We start from the raw sequence: 18,384 nt of genomic DNA, 5'->3' as shown, positions 1-18,384 counted from the left end.
GTGTGTCCCAGAACTACGTTACCGCTATGAGGTGTGCAGAGAGGGGCTAACAAGTATGAATTCGACAAATGGCCGGAGCGAAGACTCCCACCCCACTTTGTCCGCTGTTCTTCGAAAAGAACGGGGAGGGGGAAGCAGAGACGGCAATTTTTGAGTTGGAATGTAGTTTGTCTAGTCTAGACAGCCTACCACATAACACTGTAGTGGTTTGTAATACGACTGTAAAATTGCAGTACGGTCTAGCTCTACGCAAGAGGATATAAACTTTTCCTCTAGTAATGGTCAGGTTCTACCCCCTCTCCCCTTCTCTCCTAGTTACTGCGGACATAGTGGGGTGGGAGGGTACCCCGGATTACTTATAAAGAAAAGAACAGCGGACACTCCGGACACTCCGGACAGGGGTGGTTTTATATGACTTCCTTACAATACATCAAGCAACGACTATGGGGATGTTCGAACGCGACACCGAAATTTACCTAGATCGGGATGCCCTTCGAGAGGACTATCAGCCTGAGAACCTTGTTGGGCGTGACACTGAACTAAACCGGTATCGAGCGGCTCTCCAGCCCGTAATCAACGGTGAACAGCCAAACAACATCTTTTTGTACGGTAAAACGGGGGTTGGAAAGACCGCTGGCACGCGGTATCTAATCGACCATCTCGAAGAGGACGCGGCGAAATACGAGGATATCGACCTCACGGTGAAGATGCTAAACTGTGATGGCCTTTCCAGCAGCTATCAGATCGCTACCCGACTCGTCAACGAATTCAGGGACGAAACGAGTCAGATCAGTACGACTGGATATCCTCGTGCGACGGTGTATGATATGCTGTGGACCGAACTCGACTCCTGTGGCGGTACTATCTACATCGTTCTCGACGAAGTCGATCACATTGAAGATGATAGTATTCTCTATCAACTCCCGCGTGCGCGAGCGAATGATAATCTAAGCTCTGCGAAGATCGGTATCATCGGTATCTCGAACGACTTTTCTTTTCGCGATGATCTCTCCCCAAAAGTCAAGAGTTCGCTCTGTGAAGAGGAGATCCAGTTTCCCGCATACGACGCAAAGGAGTTGATCCAGATCCTGCGACAACGCGCTGACGTAGCGTTTCACGATGGCGTTCTCGAAGATGGTGTCATCGAACTGTGTGCTGCATACGGCGCGAAAGATGCGGGTGACGCGCGACAGTCACTCGACTTGTTGATGAAAACGGGTGATCTGGCCCGCGACAAAGCCACCGACACGATCTCGGAAGACCTTGTTCGAGAGGCACGCGACGTTCTGGAACGCGGTCGGATCCAGGAAGGGATCTCGGGACTGACCCAACACGGTCATCTGGTCGTGTACGCAATGGTTACGCTCGACCAGGAGGGGAAGACGCCGGCCCGGACACGGGACATCAGACCTCGATACACGAACTTCGCCGAAAAGGCGGGAATCGACCCACTCGTTCCACGCCGAATGCGTGACCATCTCGGTGAACTGTCGATGTTAGGCATTATCTCAGCAATCGAGCGAAACGAGGGACGACGTGGGGGAACGTATCGCGAGTACTCTCTCGAGATGGACCCGGAAATGATCCTCGCAGCACTTGAGAAGACCGTCGACGACGTTGGAATTCACAAATCCGTCACTAACCTCGTCGACAGTGAAGCGACGCTCTCGGATTTCCAGTCCACTTAGGAACGGCGGACATTGTGGTGTCGAACCCAACCGATACGGGGCCATTTTCAGGATATAGAACAGCGGACAGAGTGGTGTTGTCACCGACGACCGGGAGTTTCTATACTTTAACATATAAGTCGTAGAACTCCGGACACGGTGGTGTCTATTAGCGACACCACTGCTTTTGCTGCGATAACTCCTCATGTGTAGCCTATCGGTACTACATTTGAGAATTACACGTGAGTAATATGTATAACCAAACTATCTTTCACTATGGACTGGCCGAACGTTGTTTTCGCGTCAAATGATTGTTTATTTGAAGAAACTAGAGATAATTTCGTCTATCTCTTGGCTCGTCACTCACACCTGCCAGGGGCTTTTGACACACCCCAACTCATACGTCTTGTCAGGTCCTCCGATTCCTCCTAATGTGACAGCCTCCGCGTCGTGAACGACGCGGCTTCCCTGCATGGGAATACCAGCTAATCGCTGGTAGTGGGTTCTGACCCGAACTCACCGAGCGTCATCTACTCTGATTGGCTCTGTTCGGTGTGGATCGTGGTGCTGTCACAGCCACTCCCGTCCTGTGGCGAGTCATTGTTTGCCGGTTTCAGTAGCACACTCTCTCCCCACGGGTCTGCCCGTTGTGCGATATTGATAGCGCCGTTTATATCGCCTTCAAACGTTGTGACGCGACGGTTGATGCGAAGTGGTATCCAGAAATTCGGCCCGTGTCCGGGTTGGGGTACTTCCCCACGTAGCTGTGGTTCCGGTCCGCCGAATAGTCGAACCGGGCGGCACGGTTGACCATCCGTGTCGGGTGGTCGTCGTCCAGCTCCGAAGCGTTGTACGTGTCCCGCAGTTTCGGCACGTAGCTCTTGAGCGCGTCTTTGACCTGATACGGCAGGTCGTAGGACGTCACAATGTCGTTGACTGCCGACTTCGTATCAGCGCCAGCGCCGAACGCCTCGTGTAGCCCCTTGTGATACAGGTCGTGGATTTGTTGTAGCTTTCGCTCTTTGTGGGCTGTCGGTGGTGCGAGTGATGCTTTGAGCGTCTTAGTCGGCATCAGCTGCCTCTAATCCCTTTTCGATTAGCTCGCGGTATGCTCGTGGGTGACGGACACCGTTCTCACGGACATACTCTTTGACCCGTTCGTGGAGGTTGCCGTCCCGCTCCATGTCTACATCTGTTCGCACAGAGCTGTGTAAGTGACTGTGTAACTAAACGCTGACATCTGGTATTCAGTCAGGCGACAGTCCCGGCGGTTGTCGCCCGGAGCTTACGCGATTCCCACCCGCCCTGTTCGCTCCTCGGTTCCGACCAATCGGAACACTCGTCACTCACGGGAAGGGCGGGATTCTCTCGCTGTATCAAGATGTTGTTTCCTACCGAGTGGCGGTCCGACGTTTGGTCCGCAGTTCTGGTGTCGATCAACCGGCTTAAATATCTATCGAGGTACACAAGCGACAATCTACTGAGCCGGACGGACCCGTATCATTGCGATTAGTCCTGCTTTCCGCTGCTATTGTCAGCGGCTGACAGCTGTATCAGTCCGTCAGCGCGAACTGTCACCAGAACACCCTGATATTGGAAACTGATGGTCTGCGTTGCTGGCCCGGTCGACCGGTTCGGTGGTGAACCAAATAGTAGTGTCTCAATGGCTCCGATATCGATGTAGTCGTGCAACGGCGACTCATGATACGTGTTTATTTCTCGCCCCGTCAGATCAGCGATAGCCTGAACAATGACCCAAGCAAGCTCCTGCTCGCTGGTTGGGTCGTACCGAACCTCAGTTAGAGTGCCCCCTGGTGGTTCAAATAGGCCCGTATCCCTCCCAGCCTCGTCGGTTTGGCTCTCGTCAGTCATTTATCTAGTAAACAACTGGAACGTACATATAATACGTGTATGAATATTCGGGCATAGCGAGCAGTTTATTGCTCCACTATTTCCTAACAGAATAGTCAGACTGTTTGACTATTCTATATAGCTATACTCAAATTCTGCCGTCTGAGTCTACACACAACACGTGAATCTACTGGCGAATATATCGAAATACTTGATAACAATAGTCATGCACTGTCGGGTAGAATCAGACTGTTGAGGTGTCCGTCTCCATGCACCAACTATCCAGACGCCAGTTACTCGGAGGCGTGTGCTCGGGAGTAATTGCACTTGCCGGTTGTAGCGGCGACCAGAACAGCGGCTCAGACGCGACAGAGAGTGGCGGTGGTGCCGAATCAACGCCAGAACCCGCTGCGACAACCGCTACGGATAAATCGACCGTCAGCGGAACCGACGACAGACCGACACAATTCGGTCAGATCGCACGGTTCCCGGAATCGTATGCGATGACAGCCACGATGCAGTCTGCGGGACGGACTGTTGAGATGACTGGTCGGTTCTATCAGGGGGATATGTACTGGTCGTTCGACCAGCAAGGTCAACAGATGGAGCTGTATCACATTGGAAACAGCACGTATACCGTTGCTGGCGGGCAGTGTTTCCGAGGAACGATGCAACAGGGGATGGACCGTGACGAGGTTGATCCAAGCCGGTTCTCCAACCGGCCAGAGGAAAATCCAGACGTCACGCCGGCCGGCCGTGACACCATCGATGGTGAAGCGGTGTTGGTGTACGAAATCTCTCAGAGTCGCTCCCGACGGCCGGTTACATACTATATCCTCGCGGACTCCGGATATCCGCGCCGTATTGAAGCTGGGTCAATGCAGTGGGACTTCCACTCCTGGGAGTCAGTCGAACCGATCCAGAAACCCGAAGGAAACTGCCAGTCGATGCCCGGTGGCGGCACGATGGCTGACGGTGGCAGTTAATCGTTCAGTTAGACGTGACTTGATGGAGCTATTCGGAGAGCAAATGCTCTTAACAAACTCTTTAGGATTCTTACTGGGAGTCGGCCCCAACTGTCGACCTGTGCCAGTGTACAGGAACTTCCTTTGATAATATACGAAGGTCGGCAACGGAAAGCGACGCGACTGAGTATCACCGTCTGTCCGCTCGATGTGCTACAGTCAGTAGCCGAGGTGATCCCGGATGAGGACCACGGTCGTACGGCCCTCTTCGAGTTCTTGACGGAGGATGAGTTGCTTGGCGATTGCGGAGTCGACGCCGTACGCCTCCTTCGCACGCTCGTTTTCAAGTGGGTACGCGACGCTCTCCAGTCGGTCGAGCGCGTCTTCGAGCGTCGGCACGATTTTGTTCACGCCACTGACGATGACGACGTTACTGGCCGCGAACGGATACGCTCCGATGCGGCTCCCCGAACGGTCCGCCGCGACGAGTTCGCCGGTCTTGGAAATACCGTTGATGCCACCGAGGAAGTAATCGGCCGTCTGTGACTCTCGGCGGGCAGCCTGGCGCTTCGCGTCGTCATCGATACTCCAGATCTGGTCCGGCAGACTTTCCCACTCGTGGTCCCCCTCGGTCAGGTAGTCGACAAAGCCAATCTCTTCGAGCGTCGTTGAGTGGCCGTTCATTACAGACGCCTCTGCCGGGATGAGCGACTGCAGTTCCGTGAGCGCCTCGTCGGCTGAGTCAACAACGATGACATCGAACCCGTTTGCCTCTAGGTTCTCGACAGTCTCTTCGATGGTCTCTTCGGAGGCCAGCTCGTCCAGCGATTCGTCGATGTCCGCATCGTCCGCGTAATCAGATTTCTGTTGAGACATATTGTGTTATGTGAGTGTAGCAGCATCAACATGGAAGTGTAGCTACCACAAAAGTGCTCGCGGACACCGGTGTCAGGTAGTTACATTGGTGATACTCCATTCTCAGGTATGATGTACTGCGTCGATAGACTCTCCGTGAACACCACTGTCTAAGGTGCAGATTTTCAATCCCAGCGTGATCAGACGCGCCTCTGTCCGAAAACAGCAGGAGGTCTCTGATTGCCCACTCCGATATCAACTGCTGAAAACCGGGGGGTAGCATATATTGCCCCGCATTCCTCATGTTGTGCTATCAATGCAAATGGCTCGTAAGGAACCTACAGACACTTTCGGGACACCATCGAAGATGGTACTGTTCTGCCCGGACTGTGACTTTGAGAGCGGGATGGTCGGGGGAGACTGGAACGTTTCGAGCACCGGATATACGACTACTTATCACTGCCCGCAATGTCGGCACTCGTTCAGCGTTGGCAACCGCCGGTGACACACAGGCAGAGTCTGTCGGACGCAGAGAGATAGTGGTCATGCAACACCGAAAACCGGGTAGCTCCGACAATCGAGTACGGCGGAAACCCGTGGTTTAGTCGTCGCTCGGCACAGCTGAAAGGGAATTCTGATTCTCGCCCTGCCAGCTAAAGAAACTCGCCAGCGCCGGTCCCGTGATGTTGTGCCAGACGCTGAACAGCGCGGGGATGAGCGCGGCTGCAGGCTCGAACAGGGTCGTCGCCAGCGCAACCGCCAGTCCGCTGTTCTGTAGGCCCACCTCAAACGCACAGGTCCGAACCCGGTCTTTTGACATCCCAGTTGCCCGACCGACACCGTATCCCGAGCCAAGCCCGATAGCGTTGTGAGCAACGACTGCCACCAGCACGAGCAGACCAGCCGTGAGAATGTTGTCCACGTTCGCCCCGACGACGCCGGCGACAATCGCGACGATGGCAGCGACACTGATAACGGGGAACACGTCGGTCCCGATTTCAGCGGCTTTCGGCGAATAGCGGTCCAGCAGATATCGGAGCGTGAACCCGAGCAGCACTGGAATAATGACGATCTGGATGATGCTCTGGAACATCTCTGCAAAGGTAACGCTGATCTGCTCACCGAGAGTGAACACTACCCAGGCCGGCATCACGATCGGTGCTGCAATAGTCGTGAGGGTCGTGATGGCGACAGACAGGGCCACGTCGCCTCGACCGAGATACGTCATCACGTTCGATGCGGTCCCACCGGGGGCGGCACCAACTAGAATGAGACCGATACCGACAGCATCTGGAAGATTGAGCAGAACGTAGAGCCCGTACGCAGCGGCAGGCATCACCAACCACTGCGTGACCGCGCCGATGCCAATGTCCACCGGGTCCTCGATCAACCGCCGAAAGTCTGCCGGCTGAAGCGTCAACCCCATTCCAAGCATGATTAGCCCGAGCAGCGGGGTCACGTAATTCAAAACTGGGACGAACGGATCTGGCCTGATGAGAGCAAAGCCTGCCAGAATAATAACCCAGACGACAAAGTATTTGCTCGCAGCACGACTCACCGCTCGAAGCGTCGATATCGAAGTCACATATCTGGATGATGAACAACGTAAAAAAAGTTTACTCCGGATCGTCGTAACGCCGACTCACGAACTCGCGGCTGGAGGCGAGTACTGCTCCGTCGGCATCCCGGTTGATGGCTAATTTCAAAACTAATCCGGATATTTGATACAACGCTTGAGAGTGAAACCACTCCTGTGGCTGAACTGCTAAACTCTGATTCTCTTTTTAGAGATACTCTGATTCACCCACCTCTGGCTGTCTAAAGACTTCTACTAGCTGAATAGACTGGAAGGCACCGAACCAATCAGCAACGTACAGCTGATGTGATATACTGCTAATAGATACGATATAATCGACTGGTTCGGCCATGCTCTACACTGTTACTTATCACCGATTGATGAGTCACTGCTGTCCAAGCGTAACCAACTAGAAACTACAATTAGTAGTATATACCAACCAGGCTGGGGCATGACCAATCAACCCTCGCTACTGCTACACTGGGAGCGGCACCAGTACAGTGCCACAGTTACAGCGGAGGTGAGCCGCCGGTGAGCACCCTTGCACGCAATATCAGCTCCTGGCTCCTCATCGCCACTGTGGTTGCCACCAGCGGGATAGTCGGAACAACAGTTGCACTCCAGGATTCTGCACAGGACGTACAGACAACGAACGAAGCCCTTCGCGCTGAAAACGAGGAACTGCGCGAACAGTTGAACGAGACCCGTGAAGACCGACAGGCCGCGCAAGCCCGTGCTGAAGAACTCAACAATCAGTTAGAAACACGCAACCAGGACGTAGAAAGACTCGTTTCGGAACTAGAGAGGAAAGAAAAAATACTCAATGCCAGCCAGGCCCGGCTTGCGGAGTCCCGAGAAAGTCAAACGGGTATGTCGCGATCTGAAATGGAAAAACGGCTTGATTACCTCTGTGCCCAACCAGAGAACAGGGAGAGATTCGGCTGTCAAGAGTTCGGTCACGATGAGTGACAACTACGGGCCGGCTTCAAAACTGCTGAGCGTTGTTCCACACTGTTGCGGGACGTGCTGGCTATCGAACTCTCGCGCCATCAGCACGTTATCGACGTCGACGCGCCTTTCAGCTGAATCAAGCACATCTTCGATGATTTCCAGTCGTGACTCGCTTTTCCGTACCGGGCGGGCATCGAGGACGAGTGGAACAGCGTTATCGACCAGCTGGACTGTTGCCCACTGGTAAGCGTACTCGTCTGTCTTCTCTTTCGTCCCGATAATCTCATCCTCGTGGCCGGTGTGGTTGCTGGCGAAGGGGTCCGTTCGCGAGGCACTGTGGCAGTTGGTAATCGAAGCAGATTCGAACGGTGTCGACGTTTGGGGCGGCTGGCCGGCCGAAAGAAGCGATGCCGAGCGTGCGTGGGAACTCGAGAGTACGGAGATTTCAAGACAATCTATTGTAACGACAGAAAACTCGGAGTGCCCCGCATCAGCGCTCCGCAACGCAGGTGCGGCGAACCGCGAAGGCGATTCAGGAGGAAGCGGCGACCAAGGCCGTCGATGTGCTTGCGCCGAACGCGAGTCAGTACGGTGAACGAACGCTCGGTGCCGTGTTTCGGGATGTTGATGGGATTCCGTCAGAGGTGCTTCGAGAGCTGGCGCTCACTAGGGTGGCGTTACAGCCGACGCTGTCGCAAGCTGACTATCAGCATGTTGCGGCGACGGGTAGAGCGCTACCAAACAATCGCTGGCTGGCCAGGCCTCACGACTGTTGGGTCGCCAACGACCGATTGGTTTCTGGCCATCGTTTGTTGCCCAAGTAGTTCCTGAAACCACCGCTCAGTAGGCGTGCAAAGGGACACTGCTCTGGAGAAGGGCGAGTAACAGGGACTCAGCGCGGGTAGTGGTAACTCACTACAAGAACGAGCCCAAACACGAGGTGCGTGAGCAGGCCCATCGCTCCGAGGTTCGGCAGCGGCGGAGGGCTGGGGAAGCCGACGGCCGACAGCCACAACGGCATAACGACGCCGGCGGCGACGATCCAGAGGACCGCGGCGCACCCGAGACCAAAACCGACAACGCCGCCGACCGACTCCCCGACGGCTGCCAGTCGCGGCTGCGGTAGCGCCGCCGCGAAGACGACGCCGAACACCGCGCTGATCCTCGCCGGTTCACGTCCGGAGATCGCCTCCAACAGCTCCGGATTTTTGGCCTGAGGAGACGACTGCATTCTGCGCACGAGCCAGCGTTCAGCACTGGCTGGCCCCCGTCGAGGCCTGCACCTTTTCGTGCGGCCTTGATTCGGTTATGAGTGTGCGAGGTGCTTGCTAACACACCCTGACTGCTCTCACTGTCTTTTTTAGCCCGACCAGGTAATTACTGCTGGGACTCACCGCCGTCTACCGGTATCGTCTGTCCGGTAATGAACGACGCCTCGTCCGAGCAGAGCCAGAGGATAGCGTTTGCCACTTCTTCTGGCTGTGCAGGTCGCTGCATCGGTACTTTCGATATGATCTGGTCCTGCTCTGATTCAGACAGTGACCGTAAGGCCGGCGTGTCGACGATTGTTGGGCAGACTGCGTTCACACGAACGTCCTGATCTGCAAATTCAAGTGCAGCCGATTTCGTCAACCCCACGATACCGTGCTTACTTGCACCGTACGGTGTTCGGCCAGGGCTGCCACGTATTCCGGCCAGTGAGGCGACATTGACTATTGCACCGCCACCAGAGTCCTGCAGCGCTGGAATCTGGTGTTTCATCCCTCCCCAGACTCCCTTCTGATTGACTGTATTGATGCGATCCCATTCATCCTCCTCAATGTCAGTTATGGGGGCAGGCTCGTTCCCCGTCGCTGCGTTGTTTACGACGTAATCGAGCTGTCCGTACCGGTCGATAGTTACCTCAACTGTCGACTGAATTGACTCTAAGCGGCCAACATTTGTTTCGAGAAAGGTTGCGGTCCCGCCCCGGTCCTCGATCTGTGTGACTGTTTCAGAACCCCCGTTCGTATCGATGTCAGCGACAACGACAGACGCCCCCTCTTCAGCGAAACGCGTTGCCGTTTCTCGACCGATACCGGATGCAGCGCCGGTAACAAGTGCGACAGCCTCTTCCATCTCGTACATACTTTTATATATTGAATATTTTGTCAAAAAGGTTCTGATCGATCCCAGCAACAGACAATCTGGGCGCTTAGAGCGAACGCAGCGACTCTAACGGAAATACAGATACTGCACGCCGGTATCGCAACCGAACTCAGTTGCTGGCGGTATCTCAAGAACTGATGTACCTATTCCGGCGAAGAACAACGTATCCAGAGTTAGTTCGAATCCGTCGTGATTCGCTCAATCTGCGTATTAATTGCAGTCCGCAATTCAGCGATGGATTGCTCGGGCTTGTATACGGTGAGACGGCGGGTACGAGTGCCTGTCAAGATGGACAAGAACAGCTCTGCTTCAACAGCTGGATCAATGTCGGTAAACTTGCCAGAGTCGACGCCACGCTGAAAAATCGACTCAAGCGTGTCCTTGATCTCTCTATCGACCTGTAGATACTGCTCACGTGCCGCTTCGTTGTGTGGTCCGTTTACGCGAAGTTCAAACATGGCTAGTTGGACTTGATACACGTCTTCATCCAGTGTTGGCGGGAGAAGCGTCTCGACAAGTGTTTCAAGCTCTTTTTGTGCTGACCCTTCGCCATCCGGTAGTTGCTCAAGAAAGTCATGGAGGACGTACTCAAGGAAGTCAACCAGTAGATCATCACGACCGTCGTAGTGATAGTAGAGCAGTGTCCGACTCCGTTCAAACTCGTCGGCGATATCCTGAATAGTGAGGTTGTCGTACCCGTGCTCACTCAGCGCTTGATACGTCGCCTGCATGATTGCTGTCTTGGTCGACCCGAGTTCATCAGGACCAGTGTACTGAGTCACTACCCGAGTAATACTCTCACTATGAAGTGGTCTTTTCGGAGTCTCGGTCAATCACACTGAGTTAGAGAAGTGCTTGGTTTGAGAGTGTGTGCAGCCTGCTGAATTGATTGCAACGAATGCAGAAACACTGTATTCGTCGCAGGCACAAGGCGGAACAACAGTACTGGAGTGAGTATGCCACAGCGGGATATCTCGAAGACGCGATAGGATTTGACCTACCCGCCGAACGGACGGCACTTCCCGACGTGCGGTCTGGTGCTGGTGGCTTCGACGAAGCTCGGCAGAATCCAGACTAACTGACACCAAGTTCACGATGTTTCTCCCTCTACTACTCACATGCTCACTGATACATCCGGAATCCACCACATCATAGGCATCGTTCGTGACGCCCAGAAGAACGTTAACTTCTACAGCGACGTGCTCGGTCTCCGACTCGTCAAGTAAACGGTGAACTTCAACGACAAGTTCACACGCCATCTCTTCCACGGTGACGAAACTGGCTCACCGGGCACTGCTCTTACCTTCTTTCCGTATCCCACCGAAGACGATGGTCGTCCCGGCAAGCCACAAATCAGCACCGCTGCGCTGACCATCCCGTCGAACTCGGTGTCCTACTGGCAGGACAGACTAGCCGAACACGATGTCATCGTCGAGGGACCACTCGATCGGTTCGATGAGACAGTCCTTCGGTTTTCCGACCCGGACGGCACGCAACTCGAACTCGTCACTGGCGAGTCGGCTGTAGAACCGTGGGCGAAGGGTCCGGTTCCAGATCAGCACGCGATTCGTGGCATCCACGGCGTAACGCTACTATCGACGAGCATCTTTGTCACTGCGAGTGTACTGGTGACACTGGGATTCGAACTTCGCGATCAGGCGGGCGACCGAGTTCGATATCAGACACAGGGAGAGCGTGCGTCCGTCGTCGGTCTCCTCGACCGGGACGCCGAGTCTGGGCGAGAGGGTGCTGGATCTATTCATCACGTTGCTGTGCGGATCGCTGAAAAAGCCCAACTCTACGAGTGGCACGTCGCTCCTCGAACGTGAGCCGATGGTAGAACTCGTCAACGAGTGGCAACTGTGGTAGCGCCCCAATATGTTCCATCGAGACGTTACACCCAGCCATCCGGCAATCGTTCTCCATGGCGCTGGACTAACTCGAGGAACGGTTCGATCTCAGCGAACCGAGGCCCTTGACTAATCTCATAGGTCTGCTCATCCAACACGATGTAGCCAGCGTCGGCCAATTTTGGGAGGTGGAGATGGATATATTCGGCGTGGATCGGCGTCCCAGTGTTTGACTCATCGGTTCGGACTTCTGTGAAGTGGACTGTCTCCGTCGGTTCCGTGGCAGCTAAGCCTGTCAAGACCCGCCGACGAGGTTTCGCTTTGAGACACTCACAGAGTGTGTCCCAGGGATTGTGTCCAGTCATAGCCACGCCTCCTCCAGCGTCGCGGCCACGATTATAGTGACAACCTGTCTTGCGAGAACCGTGGCTGACAGCCACGAGAAGCCAGCTAGTGCGGACAGATGATGCTGCATCTTAACTGCCGCTGTCGCCAGTGGGCTGGCGGGGATGACCGCAACGAACGCCCCGAGTCCGTATTTCTCATCAATCTGCCCGCGCTGCCGGTTCTGGTTAGTATACGATACCCTCTCCATCGGTGTACAGCGGTCCGCACTATTTTCGGTCGCTTCCATCGACACCTTTGCCGACGATGGTAGGGGACAAAAACCGGGACGACCGTTTTAGATCTTCTACCGAGGGTTTATGACTATCAAGAGGCCCCTGTATCAGCGTCAACCCATACTTCTTGCCTTTATTACCCAGGTTGTCTAACCAAATCGTATGGCTCGAGTCCCGTCGGCGTTCGCTGATGAATTCGACGCCAAAGGAGACCGGTTTTTCGCGATTGCCGAGCTGTTGTACGCCAACCCCGACCGGCAATACACCCAGCAGGAACTCGCCGAGCGATTCGACTGCTCAACGACGACAATCAGTAATCACACCGGCGAGATGAGTGAGTGGCTCGACCGTCGCGACAGCCAGACCACCTACGCCTGGGACGTCGACGTCCACGATCCAGGCCACACGGAGACCACTATGGCTGTCCAACGGTTCTATGCCGACCTCTGGAATCTCCTGAAAAAACACTCTCGGACTGGCCCGGGGGCGTTCGCCCTTTTTGGGTTCATAATGCTTCTCACCGGGAGCGTCGTGTTCTCGTTCTACGTGGGGTTCACGTTCAATCTTTTTGCCGAGTCAGCACTCCCGGTCAGTGTCTATCTGGGTATTGCCATTGGGTGTGTACTCACTGGCATCATTGTGACACTCTGCTCACCGTATATGGCCTGGGTGAGCGGATTCCTGTGGCCACGGCTGCCTGAGGGCCCGTTTGGCAAGGACAAATGACGATGGTCATTACGGACTGTCAAAACCCAGTCACTCTGTTTGATTAGTCCTGGCCGGGCTCGTCGGTATCAGACTCTCATACGAATGGAAAAGCAGTATATAAGACTTCAGTGACATCCTCTATTACGTCGTCGAGTTCAGAGAGAGTATCCAAGACTGACAACGATATACTCAACCTGTTTCTTTCCCGTCGTATATAATCGGTTCAACGCAGACTACCCTTTAGGACGGTGTGAGAAGATCATCCATCTTTGCGAGATTCCATAGCGACCAGTGCTCGTCGAGTTGATCTTCGAGTCCTTCAACGAACCCACTCTTTGAGAACAGTGCGAAGCACTCTTCCCGATCATCTGGCCCCCATCTAACTGTCCCTGCTTTTGCCTGCAGGTCATTGACGAGCTCCGTCCCGACTGGCTCCGATGTCCACTTGCACTCGGCGAACAGGATTCGGTTATCGTTCGGTGCGAGCCCCACAATATCGACCTCGTCTTCCCCGTACCACCACCGCCCGACCTCCGAGTACGGTTCGAACTCACCGCGTCGAATCCCCTCCCACACGGCTTCCTGACATATGTCCTCGAATGCGGTGGCGACGTGCATTGGAAGATCAGGGGCGATCGTACCGTCGTAGACGATATCCGGTGCTTCTTCGATACTGGAGCGGTTCGGCTCAACGTACCGGAACCAGAACCGAAGGAACTCGTCAGCGACGCGGTACCGCGACCGCTTCGACTTCTTTCCGGATGCTGTCACAGGGATTTCCCGATCGATCAGTCGGAGTTGCCGCAACGTCTGTAGATACTTCGATAACGGACCGGCATCGATTCCCGTCGCTCCTGAGATCTCGTTCGGCGTCGTGTGCCCTAGCGCCACCGCTTCGAGAATACTCATGTACCGCGCGGGATTCCGGAGCTCCGTCCGAAGCAAAAACTCCGGCTCGTTGTACAGTACTGCTGACGGCGATAGCACCTGTGACCGGACGTTCTCCGCGAGCGATCGTCCGTAATCGAACAGCGTGAGATACATCGGCGTCCCACCGGTAATCGCGTACGATCGAATCGCGTCCGCGATCTCGTAGTCGATGACCTCACGAGCCTGCTGAAATGAGAACGGTTGCACGTCGAGTTGTCCCGTACGACGACCATACAATGGGCTCTCGTGGCCGAGTACCTCAGATTCCATCGTACTCACACTAGACCCACAGAGAATCAGCATCGAATCGGTCTCTTGGAGTTGTTCGTCGACAAATCCCTGTACGTAGGATGGGACTGAGTCGTTCTCCGAGACAAGATACGGGAACTCGTCGATCACAACCACTACCTCCTCAGAACGGAGTTTCTCCCCGAGGTAGTCGAAGGCCTCGTCCCACCCGTCGATCCGTGGAGTACGATCGTCGAAGAACGCTGCAACTTGGTCGATGAACTTCTCGCGCTGCCGATGCTCGGCTTCCTGCGCCGCGAGAAAGTAAATATGCGGCCGATCAGTACAGAACTCCTTCAGCAACTCCGTCTTGCCGACACGCCGACGCCCGTAGACGACGAATACGTCCGAGCCAGGCGACTCAAACGCAGTTGAAAGCGCATCAATCTCTTCTCTCCGGTCATAAAAAGTCATACTTTGAATAATGATTACTACGATAATGACTTATGCATTTTGGCGTGATCCTCCAACGCGTTGTGCAGTGCTTCAAGACCCTGCTCAAGCTCTTGGGCAACGTCGGATTGGTCCACTTCTTCCTTCGCAAGTGAAATCTGTTTCAGTGCTTCTTGTAGCTTGTTTTTCACTTCCATCAGTGAACCGCTCACTCTCTTACCATGAGTAGTACGGGGTGAATTCACACGGGTTCTGGTCAATCGATTATTCCAGAGTAGCTGACGTAGTAAAACGCTTGTCAGTATTTTTCACGACGGCAGCAAGCACGGCCTGGCCCATGTTGGGGGACGCACTCAGTCTAGTGATCGGAGGAGGAGTTTGAGTGCCTGGTGAGGGTGCCCCGAGTCATGTAGTTTCTCAACCTCCTCAGCGATTTCGGGTGGTATTTCGTCTGTGGAGATGAACTCTTCAACAAGTTTGGCAATCTCTTGTTCATCTGAAGTCCATCCAGATCGGGCTTCTTCATCATCTGAATACTGGTCGTCCCCTCCCATGCTACTGATTCACATGAAACTGTCACCCAGATCTTCATAAATCTATGCCATAATATGAGTGGTTGTATCACATGTGTAGGCCCAGTGGAGAAGAGAGTACCTGCTACGTTCAAATAGCAAAATAGCGTATAACATGTTTTTAATATATATCTAGCAAATAACCAACAAATATATGAGATTACAATAAAACACAGGAATGTGCCCTCAGAAAACGTCGAAACTGAAACCGACAACCCCGTAGAAAAGCACATTCGGCACGCTCACCAGCAGACGGATGATGACGAAGTGCGCTATCACCTCCGTGAAGCCCTGCAGCTCGTCTACGCCAACGAAGAATAGATCCGAGACAGCTCACTCGTAGGAACTACCCCGTGCAACAATCTCAGCGAAGGCGACGTTTTCTCTAACATCAGTAATCTCTACAGTAACACGCTCCCCAATCTCGGTGTCGGGCACAATCACTACGAACCCTCGCTCAACACGCGCGAGTCCGTCGCCCTGGTCGCCGAGATCTTCGATGTCGACGGTGCGTTGTTCACCTTCCACGACCGGCGGGGTCTGTGGCCTGCGGTCTCTCTGTAGCTCTGTCTCACTCTGTGTGGGTTCACTATCTGTCGGAGGCGAAAGCAGTGCAACGCGGTACATTGCACCGGCCTGCAGAGACCCAGTCTGTAGTTCCTGTTTGGGCACTTCAATCACATAGGAGTCGTTGCGTTCTTCGACAGTACCAGCAAACAAACAGCGTAGTTGAGGCGGAATATCCATCGTCATATCGTACGCAGTGTACGTCTTCAGCAGCATTTGAGTCTATGGTCTATGACTACGCTGGTCCAGCGATTTCGTTGGATCCTCCGGGCGATGGTCTCCGTATCGGTTGCTCCGTTCCATCAGTCCTGCTTCCACTTCGCGCTTTCGCGACTGTCGTCGTCGCGCTACAGTCACCGAACTGCCTCTCCCAGAACGGCCCACTGCCTCTGAGAGGGGTTACAAGAGCCACAATAGCGACACACAAACTCACCAGCAACTGACTGTCCCGCAGCTGGGCTCATAGGGGCAGGTGTGGTACATAGTATTCCATAGGGCTATACACTAATGTCTCGATTAGTGGGTTTATACGCCTTGAGAACGGTGTTCTAGATATGATTCAGCGGGTGTGGGAAACGGTCAAACAGTACCTTGAGTCGGGTGCAGACAACCACGCCGCAGTTGATGCGTGCATAGAATGTGGGGACCCATCGTTCCCGGGCGCTGGCCGGTGTGCTGATTGTTTGGACAACTAACGAGACCAGTCCTGAAGGGCACTGTTCCTCACTTGTGACAGCAGCGCCAGCACCCAAGAGATGCAGTGAGACGTCCGGTTCCAGTATACATTCATGCTGCAGTCTGGCAAACACTTATCCTCGACGCCGGTCGAGTTCTGCACGGAAAGAACACTGTCACACGCTTCTTCCTCCCCGTTCCATGCCTGATGACACGCGAAGTCTCGGCCGCTGCCCTAACTGTGACGAGCGTATCACGAGTCCGTGGATTCTGGTCGAATATGAGCGAGACGATGGTACGGAGGACATCTGGGCGGAGTGTCTGACGTGTGAAGATGTCGTTGCGCCGGAGTAATCACAAGTTCAGTCTGCGTACTCTCCGGGAGAAGTGGCCGATAATGGTGTTTCAGCTATCCGCGTTGAGGATTCGACGCAGCGGTCTTCGTACCGAGTTTTTCGTATCTCCGATTTGGTCAGTACAACTCAAGCAGTAAATGAGCTTGAAAATTGGTCGGACTGGACGACTCAATATGGGTGGGAAATCTACTGTATTTACGGGAATATTTTTATTCTTTCCCACACTAAGGCTGAATACGTCATGTCGAAGACAACAGACGAACGAGGACGGATCTACCTCCCGAAGGATGTCCGCGACCGGTTCGGTGACCAGTATCGTATCGTTGAACTCCCGAGCCACGTTGCACTCTTCCCAGTTGACGAGGACCCGCTAGAGGGCCTCCGAGCGGCCGTTGGCGATGCCTTTGCAGAGACAGAGGCCGACAAGCTGAAAACTGAATCGCGGAAGGCGATCTCACGAGAGATTCAAGAGGAAGCGAAAGACCGGCCACAAGATGGCGAGGCGTAAGTCGTGTACGTTGACACTGACTTTCTCACCGCACTGTTGAAGAACGACGATTGGCTTCAGGACGCCGCAATCCGCGCCCTCGAAGAGCATGATGACATACATACCTCGATACTCGCGTACGCTGAGGTTCTGGTGCTGTTCTACGACCGTGAGGCGGCCGAGTACGAGATCGATGCACCGCGGGCAATTACCAACCTGCTCGAACTGGTTCCAATCGTGCCGGAAGAGCACGAGGACGCGGTTCTGGCCGCCGCAGCGTTCCTCGACGAGTACGATCTCTCCCCGTTCGATGCACTCCACGCTGGACTCGTCACAACCGGCGAAGAGCGAGTCCTTTCGACCGAGCAGGACTACGACACTGTCGGCCTCGACCGCACATCGTTGGAACCTGCGCCCTCTGAGTGAAGATGGTAGATACGCACATCTACTGACTGGGTATTTCTGGTGAGTTTGTGAGAAACAAATGGCAGGCGGAAATCACTCGGTTCTTGGCTAACCAACAGTCGTGGGAGGTCTCCTTTTTGTTGGTTAGCGACCTTCACTATACTGTCGCGGCCACATGCTGATACTCGGCCTGGGACGGCGTCGGCTGCAACGTCAACCAAGCCAACGCTAACTCCCTAAGCACTTCCGGCGGCACACCCTCCGCGTCCCGAAGCACGGCGTCGAGCGTCCATGCACCATACTAACTCGCGCTCGGCGCAAGCATGTCCACGGACTCAGTAGCCACCTTCTCACGAATCGCCCGTGCAGCACGCCGCACCCGCCGCCGTTCCTCGACGGTGCAGCTCATGCCTCAACACCTCGCACGAGATCGCCGACAAGCGATCCACCGACGTGCGGCCCAGCGTCCCAGCCGCGCTCACCACGCGCGTGTTCACACCACTCTCCGAGCGTCTCGAAT

General features: G+C 54.6%; 20 protein-coding genes and 4 pseudogenes. 9 read left to right on the top strand and 15 right to left on the bottom strand.

Annotated elements, in window-relative coordinates; genetic code table 11:
• The first annotated feature begins 443 nt into the window (after window positions 1-443).
• A complete protein-coding gene (locus DVK00_RS12380; protein WP_101351648.1) occupies window positions 444-1,688 on the top strand; it encodes a Cdc6/Cdc18 family protein in 1,245 nt (414 codons plus the stop codon).
• Between the two features lie 649 nt (window positions 1,689-2,337).
• Here the strand turns inward: DVK00_RS12380 and DVK00_RS12375 are convergent.
• From DVK00_RS12375 to DVK00_RS12370, 3 genes are all read right to left on the bottom strand, one after another.
• A complete protein-coding gene (locus DVK00_RS12375; protein WP_233560793.1) occupies window positions 2,338-2,739 on the bottom strand; it encodes a hypothetical protein in 402 nt (133 codons plus the stop codon).
• Window positions 2,729-2,869, bottom strand: a complete 141-nt coding sequence (locus DVK00_RS21755; protein WP_198560269.1) for a hypothetical protein — start codon at window positions 2,867-2,869, stop codon at window positions 2,729-2,731. Before DVK00_RS21755 ends, DVK00_RS12375 begins: the two co-directional genes overlap by 11 nt.
• Window positions 2,870-3,176: 307 nt before the next feature.
• The gene (locus tag DVK00_RS12370; protein ID WP_121577783.1) at window positions 3,177-3,539 is read right to left on the bottom strand and encodes a HalOD1 output domain-containing protein; all 363 of its coding nucleotides are present in this window, start codon (window positions 3,537-3,539) and stop codon (window positions 3,177-3,179) included.
• Window positions 3,540-4,060: 521 nt separating this feature from the next.
• Between DVK00_RS12370 and DVK00_RS12365 the strand changes: the two genes are divergently transcribed.
• Window positions 4,061-4,504: a hypothetical protein gene (locus tag DVK00_RS12365; protein ID WP_233560792.1), complete on the top strand. Its 444-nt coding sequence runs from the start codon at window positions 4,061-4,063 to the stop codon at window positions 4,502-4,504.
• A 198-nt stretch (window positions 4,505-4,702) separates the two neighbouring features.
• Here DVK00_RS12365 and DVK00_RS12360 read toward each other — a convergent pair whose 3' ends face one another.
• Window positions 4,703-5,359, bottom strand: coding sequence for a lactate utilization protein (locus tag DVK00_RS12360; protein WP_101351645.1), 657 nt, complete (start codon window positions 5,357-5,359; stop codon window positions 4,703-4,705).
• 580 nt (window positions 5,360-5,939) lie between these two features.
• Window positions 5,940-6,896 (bottom strand): bile acid:sodium symporter family protein, encoded by a 957-nt coding sequence (locus tag DVK00_RS12355; RefSeq protein WP_121577930.1) that lies wholly within the window; start codon window positions 6,894-6,896, stop codon window positions 5,940-5,942.
• Between the two features lie 549 nt (window positions 6,897-7,445).
• Here DVK00_RS12355 and DVK00_RS12350 point away from each other — a divergent pair.
• A complete protein-coding gene (locus tag DVK00_RS12350; protein WP_199722463.1) occupies window positions 7,446-7,883 on the top strand; it encodes a hypothetical protein in 438 nt (145 codons plus the stop codon).
• 51 nt (window positions 7,884-7,934) lie between these two features.
• Here the strand turns inward: DVK00_RS12350 and DVK00_RS12345 are convergent.
• Window positions 7,935-8,186: pseudogene (locus tag DVK00_RS12345) on the bottom strand (transposase); the annotation flags it as partial.
• Between the two features lie 188 nt (window positions 8,187-8,374).
• Here DVK00_RS12345 and DVK00_RS22000 point away from each other — a divergent pair.
• Window positions 8,375-8,590, top strand: a pseudogene (locus DVK00_RS22000) (hypothetical protein); the annotation flags it as partial.
• Between the two features lie 167 nt (window positions 8,591-8,757).
• Here the strand turns inward: DVK00_RS22000 and DVK00_RS12335 are convergent.
• From DVK00_RS12335 to DVK00_RS12325, 3 genes are all read right to left on the bottom strand, one after another.
• Entirely contained in the window at window positions 8,758-9,096 is a 339-nt protein-coding gene (locus DVK00_RS12335; RefSeq protein ID WP_147435885.1) for a hypothetical protein, read from the bottom strand.
• Window positions 9,097-9,242: 146 nt separating this feature from the next.
• Window positions 9,243-9,992, bottom strand: a complete 750-nt coding sequence (locus DVK00_RS12330) for an SDR family NAD(P)-dependent oxidoreductase (RefSeq protein WP_121577782.1) — start codon at window positions 9,990-9,992, stop codon at window positions 9,243-9,245.
• 194 nt (window positions 9,993-10,186) lie between these two features.
• Window positions 10,187-10,744: a TetR/AcrR family transcriptional regulator gene (locus DVK00_RS12325; protein WP_101351642.1), complete on the bottom strand. Its 558-nt coding sequence runs from the start codon at window positions 10,742-10,744 to the stop codon at window positions 10,187-10,189.
• A gap of 387 nt (window positions 10,745-11,131) precedes the next feature.
• Between DVK00_RS12325 and DVK00_RS12320 the strand changes: the two are divergent.
• Window positions 11,132-11,824, top strand: a pseudogene (locus DVK00_RS12320) (VOC family protein); the annotation flags it as partial.
• A gap of 400 nt (window positions 11,825-12,224) precedes the next feature.
• On the opposite strand, the gene DVK00_RS12310 reads toward DVK00_RS12320, so the two are convergent.
• Complete coding sequence (locus DVK00_RS12310; RefSeq protein ID WP_101351640.1) at window positions 12,225-12,497, bottom strand: hypothetical protein; 273 nt, start codon at window positions 12,495-12,497, stop codon at window positions 12,225-12,227.
• Between the two features lie 148 nt (window positions 12,498-12,645).
• Here DVK00_RS12310 and DVK00_RS12305 point away from each other — a divergent pair, with 148 nt between their 5' ends.
• Window positions 12,646-13,209, top strand: a complete 564-nt coding sequence (locus DVK00_RS12305) for an HTH domain-containing protein (protein ID WP_101351639.1) — start codon at window positions 12,646-12,648, stop codon at window positions 13,207-13,209.
• A 222-nt stretch (window positions 13,210-13,431) separates the two neighbouring features.
• Here the strand turns inward: DVK00_RS12305 and DVK00_RS12300 are convergent, their stop codons facing one another.
• From DVK00_RS12300 to DVK00_RS12295, 3 genes are all read right to left on the bottom strand, one after another.
• Window positions 13,432-14,823 carry an ATP-binding protein gene (locus tag DVK00_RS12300; protein ID WP_121577781.1) on the bottom strand — a complete coding sequence of 464 codons (1,392 nt, stop codon included), beginning with the start codon at window positions 14,821-14,823 and terminating at the stop codon, window positions 13,432-13,434.
• 17 nt (window positions 14,824-14,840) lie between these two features.
• Complete coding sequence (locus DVK00_RS21365; protein WP_158598815.1) at window positions 14,841-14,999, bottom strand: hypothetical protein; 159 nt, start codon at window positions 14,997-14,999, stop codon at window positions 14,841-14,843.
• Between the two features lie 156 nt (window positions 15,000-15,155).
• On the bottom strand, window positions 15,156-15,356 hold the full coding sequence (locus tag DVK00_RS12295; protein ID WP_121536907.1) for a hypothetical protein: 201 nt from the start codon (window positions 15,354-15,356) through the stop codon (window positions 15,156-15,158).
• A 198-nt stretch (window positions 15,357-15,554) separates the two neighbouring features.
• Between DVK00_RS12295 and DVK00_RS21360 the strand changes: the two genes are divergently transcribed.
• Window positions 15,555-15,695, top strand: coding sequence for a hypothetical protein (locus DVK00_RS21360; RefSeq protein WP_157829449.1), 141 nt, complete (start codon window positions 15,555-15,557; stop codon window positions 15,693-15,695).
• 12 nt (window positions 15,696-15,707) lie between these two features.
• Here DVK00_RS21360 and DVK00_RS12290 read toward each other — a convergent pair whose 3' ends face one another.
• Window positions 15,708-16,121 (bottom strand): TRAM domain-containing protein, encoded by a 414-nt coding sequence (locus DVK00_RS12290; RefSeq protein ID WP_101351924.1) that lies wholly within the window; start codon window positions 16,119-16,121, stop codon window positions 15,708-15,710.
• Between the two features lie 1,092 nt (window positions 16,122-17,213).
• On the opposite strand from DVK00_RS12290, the gene DVK00_RS12285 reads away from it, so the two are divergent.
• Together DVK00_RS12285 and DVK00_RS12280 are read left to right on the top strand one after the other, a co-directional pair.
• Window positions 17,214-17,480, top strand: coding sequence for a hypothetical protein (locus tag DVK00_RS12285; protein ID WP_101351637.1), 267 nt, complete (start codon window positions 17,214-17,216; stop codon window positions 17,478-17,480).
• A gap of 3 nt (window positions 17,481-17,483) precedes the next feature.
• Window positions 17,484-17,885: a PIN domain-containing protein gene (locus DVK00_RS12280; protein ID WP_121577780.1), complete on the top strand. Its 402-nt coding sequence runs from the start codon at window positions 17,484-17,486 to the stop codon at window positions 17,883-17,885.
• 136 nt (window positions 17,886-18,021) lie between these two features.
• Here DVK00_RS12280 and DVK00_RS12275 read toward each other — a convergent pair.
• Window positions 18,022-18,273, bottom strand: a pseudogene (locus tag DVK00_RS12275) (hypothetical protein).
• Window positions 18,274-18,384: the final 111 nt, after the last annotated feature.

The sequence above is a fragment of the Haloarcula sp. Atlit-47R genome (assembly GCF_003665985.1).
In the GTDB taxonomy this organism is placed as follows: domain Archaea; phylum Halobacteriota; class Halobacteria; order Halobacteriales; family Haloarculaceae; genus Haloarcula; species Haloarcula taiwanensis.
The sequence above is the reverse complement of the archived record's forward strand: the minus strand, read 5'-3'. Positions and strand labels throughout refer to the sequence as shown.